The sequence below is a fragment of the Streptomyces sp. NPDC048349 genome (assembly GCF_040651925.1).
GTDB lineage: Bacteria > Actinomycetota > Actinomycetes > Streptomycetales > Streptomycetaceae > Streptomyces.
Map to the genome: position 1 here is coordinate 1 of NZ_JBEZLA010000137.1, position 3,873 is coordinate 3,873.

The 3,873-nt window shown below is 67.4% G+C and carries 5 protein-coding genes and 1 pseudogene; 3 read left to right on the forward strand and 3 right to left on the reverse strand.

Annotation, left to right across the window (positions count from 1 at the left end; genetic code table 11):
- Positions 1-76, reverse strand: a pseudogene (locus AB0D44_RS34195) (cobalt-precorrin-6A reductase); the annotation flags it as partial.
- 287 nt (positions 77-363) lie between these two features.
- Positions 364-582 carry a hypothetical protein gene (locus tag AB0D44_RS34200; RefSeq protein ID WP_362598763.1) on the reverse strand — a complete coding sequence of 73 codons (219 nt, stop codon included), beginning with the start codon at positions 580-582 and terminating at the stop codon, positions 364-366.
- A 406-nt stretch (positions 583-988) separates the two neighbouring features.
- Between AB0D44_RS34200 and AB0D44_RS34205 the strand changes: the two genes are divergently transcribed.
- The gene (locus tag AB0D44_RS34205; RefSeq protein WP_362598765.1) at positions 989-1,537 is read left to right on the forward strand and encodes a transposase; all 549 of its coding nucleotides are present in this window, start codon (positions 989-991) and stop codon (positions 1,535-1,537) included.
- A 72-nt stretch (positions 1,538-1,609) separates the two neighbouring features.
- On the opposite strand, the gene AB0D44_RS34210 is transcribed toward AB0D44_RS34205, so the two are convergent.
- On the reverse strand, positions 1,610-2,683 hold the full coding sequence (locus AB0D44_RS34210) for a winged helix-turn-helix domain-containing protein (protein ID WP_362598767.1): 1,074 nt from the start codon (positions 2,681-2,683) through the stop codon (positions 1,610-1,612).
- A 517-nt stretch (positions 2,684-3,200) separates the two neighbouring features.
- Here AB0D44_RS34210 and AB0D44_RS34215 point away from each other — a divergent pair.
- Together AB0D44_RS34215 and AB0D44_RS34220 are read left to right on the forward strand one after the other, a co-directional pair.
- Positions 3,201-3,497 (forward strand): hypothetical protein, encoded by a 297-nt coding sequence (locus AB0D44_RS34215; protein WP_133899513.1) that lies wholly within the window; start codon positions 3,201-3,203, stop codon positions 3,495-3,497.
- Between the two features lie 95 nt (positions 3,498-3,592).
- The coding region (locus AB0D44_RS34220) for a transposase (RefSeq protein ID WP_362598770.1) at positions 3,593-3,873 on the forward strand (281 nt) is incomplete at its 3' end.

The window sequence follows — 3,873 nt, forward strand, 5'->3', positions numbered from 1 at the left end:
GGCCCATCCGGCCGGTGGTGAGGAAGACGCGCGCGCCGAGGGCTGGCAGCAGCGCGGCCGCGTCGGCGAGCGAGTCCGCGCAGGTACGCTTCGCTTCGGACTGGTGGGGTTCCGCTTCGCTTCACCCGAGCGGGCCCTGGCTTCGCCAGGCCGACCTGGACCTCCCGTGCTTCGCGCGGGAGGTGACCTCGTTTCACGAGGTCCAGGCCTTCGGCCTGTTGGGTGGGTTTGCTTCGCTCCCCCACCTGGTCCTTCCGGCTTCGCCTCCAGGACAAGCCCGCTCCGCGGGCGGCTGGCTACGGGAAGCCGGTGGGGGTGTGCTGCCGGGTTCCCGCCTGGGGGGTTGTATCTGGAGCTGGTTGTCTACAGCGTGCCGTCAGCGATACGTTCGGCCGCGTCCTGCGCGACCTCGTTGGCGATGCGCACGCCATGTCTCTCGCCAGCGGCCAGGAGGGCTTCCCTCACCTCCGGTGCCGGTCTGCCGGCATGCGTCGTGCGGATCTCCGCCAAGGCCTTCTCGTACCGTGCCACGTGTTCCTGAACCCGGGGCATGGCCTTCTCGTATTCGGAAACGTCAGCCACACGGACAACCTACCTCAGCCAGCCGGTGCTTCATTCTCTCTTTCGGATTGACTCTGGAACCGATGGACTGCACCACTGGCTCGCTGCGTCGCCGATCGGTGAAGCTGCGAAGTCCCTGGTGAACACCGAGTGGGGCCGCAGGGTTCGGCTTCTCCTGCTCTTGTCCCGGGCTACAAGGATGACTCCAACAGCCAGTGTGGGGCCTGGAGTTCGCGCAGGCCGTAGTCAGGGGGCAGCCATCCCTTCTTCCTCCTGCCGATGGTCCTCTGAGTGTGAGGAGGCGGGTACGGGCAGCCGCACATCCGCTCAGGTTCAGGCGCGGCTACCCCTCACCCTCAGCCGGAACCCCGCGCCATGCGGCTGTCCACACCCGAGGCTGTCCATCCCGACACGCCGGTCAGGCCCGATGACGCCGCCGACCTCCCGCACCTGGAGCCGACGCGGAACCACACCGGTCTTCCGGGTCCGCGGCCGTTCCCAGCGCCGCTTCTCCATCGCAGCCCTGTGCTGCTACAAACCCGGCGAACGCTCCCGCCTCGTCTACCGGCCCAAACGCCACACCGATCACAAGAGCGGAGGCCGCAAGAGCTTCGCCTGGACCGAGTACCGCGACCTCCTCATCGCCGCCCACCAGCAGCTCGGCGGACCGAACGTCCTCATCTGGGACAACTTGAACTTCCACAAGGACCGTCGGATGCGGGCCTTCATCGACGCACACGACTGGCTCACCGTCTACCACCTGCCGCCCTACGCACCCGACCTCAACCCCGTGGAAGGCATCTGGTCAGTCCTCCGCCGCACCAGCCAGGCCAACACCGCCTTCACCGACCCAGACCACCTCATCCGCCGGCTACGACACAGCCTCCGCCAGATCCAATACCGCAGCGACATCATCGACGGATACCTCATCGCAACCGGACTCACACTGACGACACCACGCCCACAACCTCAGTAACAGCCGCATTGCTCCTCGTACCCCGCGAACCCGCAGGTGCCGATACGGCACTGGTGGCTCGGGGTCCGCGCTTCACATGCCGGCCGGAGCTAAACCGTTGGTGTTCAGCAGGGCGAGGCCGAGATGGGTCGGCGTGTGAAGGGCAGCTTTCCGCTCGCGGGTGAGGGCGGTCAGTCCGGCGCTGCGCAGCGTGGTGGCGTGCTCGCTGGCGCTGGCCGGTGATATCCCCGCCCGCTGGGCCAGCTGCGTCGTGGTGCACGCAGGATGGTCGGCGATCACACACAGCACGACCGCCCGGGTACGGCCGAGAAGCGCGGCCAGGGCCGGTGGCACCGGAGCATCGACCCGGCGTGCATTAGCGGAGAGATCCCACAGACCGACCGCGTCGACCGGATTGCTCAGAGCCGGGTACACCATGACCACGGCGCCTGCCTGGCCGGCGAACAGTTGCGGCACCGGCCCGCAGAACACCGACGGAGCCAGAACCAGCGGGCGCCCCGCCAGGTGGAAGTCGGTGGCCGGGTGGACGAGCGGCCGGTAGTCCGGGATCTCCAGCACGGGGGGATTCCACACGGCCATCGGGCACAGGCTTTCCAGCAGCGCTGTCACCCCACCGCGCACCATGAGGCGCCCTCGGCGCGCCACCTCCCCGTCCAGGTGGTGGTGAATGCGCCCCCAGTACGGGGCCACTGCCACCCGGTGGCAGTGGTGCAGTGCGGCGGCAAGCCGTTGCACGGCCCCCCGGTCGGCCGCCATCACCCCGGACAGCCACTGCGCCCGCCGCCTGCTTGCCCCAAGTACGGCGAACTCCGCACGCAGACGGCCTTGTGGCGAACTGACCAGCCGCTCCAGGCCCTCACCCATACTCTCCGCAGTGCCCACCAGGGTGAACAGGTCCACCAGCCCACCGTCCGGCGAGCTGAGGAATCGCGCGGCGTCCGGCCCATCTCCTGTAACGAGTGGGCTCGTGCGCGCGCGCCAGCCATGGAACAGCGCCTTGCCGTCCCGCCGCTGGAGGTTCCACACGCTCAGTGTTGTCTCCGCGAGCGGACCCAGCAGATTGATCTTCACGCGCGCCAGGTCCTCCGTGGTGAAGTGCAATCGCAGCACACCGACCTCCTCATTCGCCTGGGCCGAATGCTTCACGTTGCGCTCGTTTCAGGGCAGACCGAAACGAGTCGATTTGCCTGTGTTTCTGGGCGATTTCTGTTCGTCGGAGCGCCACTTCCCGCCGACGGTCGGCGTACCGCGCATGGCGAACAACGCATCCGATCGCTGCAGCACGACAACGGCGAGCGTTGGCTCCTCCGTCGGTGCCGGCTCGCCGGTGAATGTCACGTGGAGCAAGCCCTCAGCCGTGCAACACCCGTAGCACACGGCCTCTTCGCTGTCTGGTGAACGGTTCAGGCGCCCCGTGTCAGGACCCTCGGTTCGGCTACGACCGAATCGAATAGCGCGGACCCGCGCTCGAATCCGATGGTAGGGACCGGCAGCCCCCAGTGGTGCGGTGGGCGCGGAAGCGGCTAACCCGCCACAACGGCCTGCCTAACAATCAGGCAGCCGCTCAACTCGGTGATGCAAACACCAGGGGAGCCGGCCAGCACCTCACACGGTGAGACGCAATCGCACGGGTCAACGCAACCTACAGATCAAGGAGTTCAGCATGCGCATCATTCGCAATGTCCTCGGAAGCGTGGGGGCCGCCGCCGCGCTCGCACTCGCGATCACCGCAACCCCCGCCGCTGCCGCCGCTCCGGCAGCCACGGCGTCGGTCGTGGCGCCCACGGCAGCAGAGCCCAGCGCGCTCCCGCTCTACTGGTCGCCGACGAACCAATACTTCACCTATAAGTCCACCTGCGACGACCGCGGCGCGTGGTACTGGGACAACTACGCCAACGTCTACAGCTGGGACTGCCGCCCGACCAGCGACGGCTACAGGCTGTGGCTCCAGAAGGGCTGAACAAGCAGTGGCGAACTTCTGATTCGCCACTAGGCAGTGTCTGATGGCTCTTGCCCGGATGGTGGATCTGTTGCCGTTCCGGGCATGAGTCGGTCATGGTGCGCCGGCATGAACTGACGAATGCCCAGTGGGAACCCATAGCCCCGCTCCTGCCGGAGACGGGTGGTCCGGGTGGCCGTTGGGCCGACCACCGGACCGTCGTCAACGGATTGCTCTACCGGACACGGACCGGGATTCCCTGGCGTGACCTGCCCGAACGCTACGGATCCTGGCAGACCGTTTACGAGCGCCACCGCCGCTGGCCGGCGGATGGAACCTGGTCGAAGATCCTGCAGGCGTTACAGACCGGCGCCGATGCCACCGCCCAGGACACGGA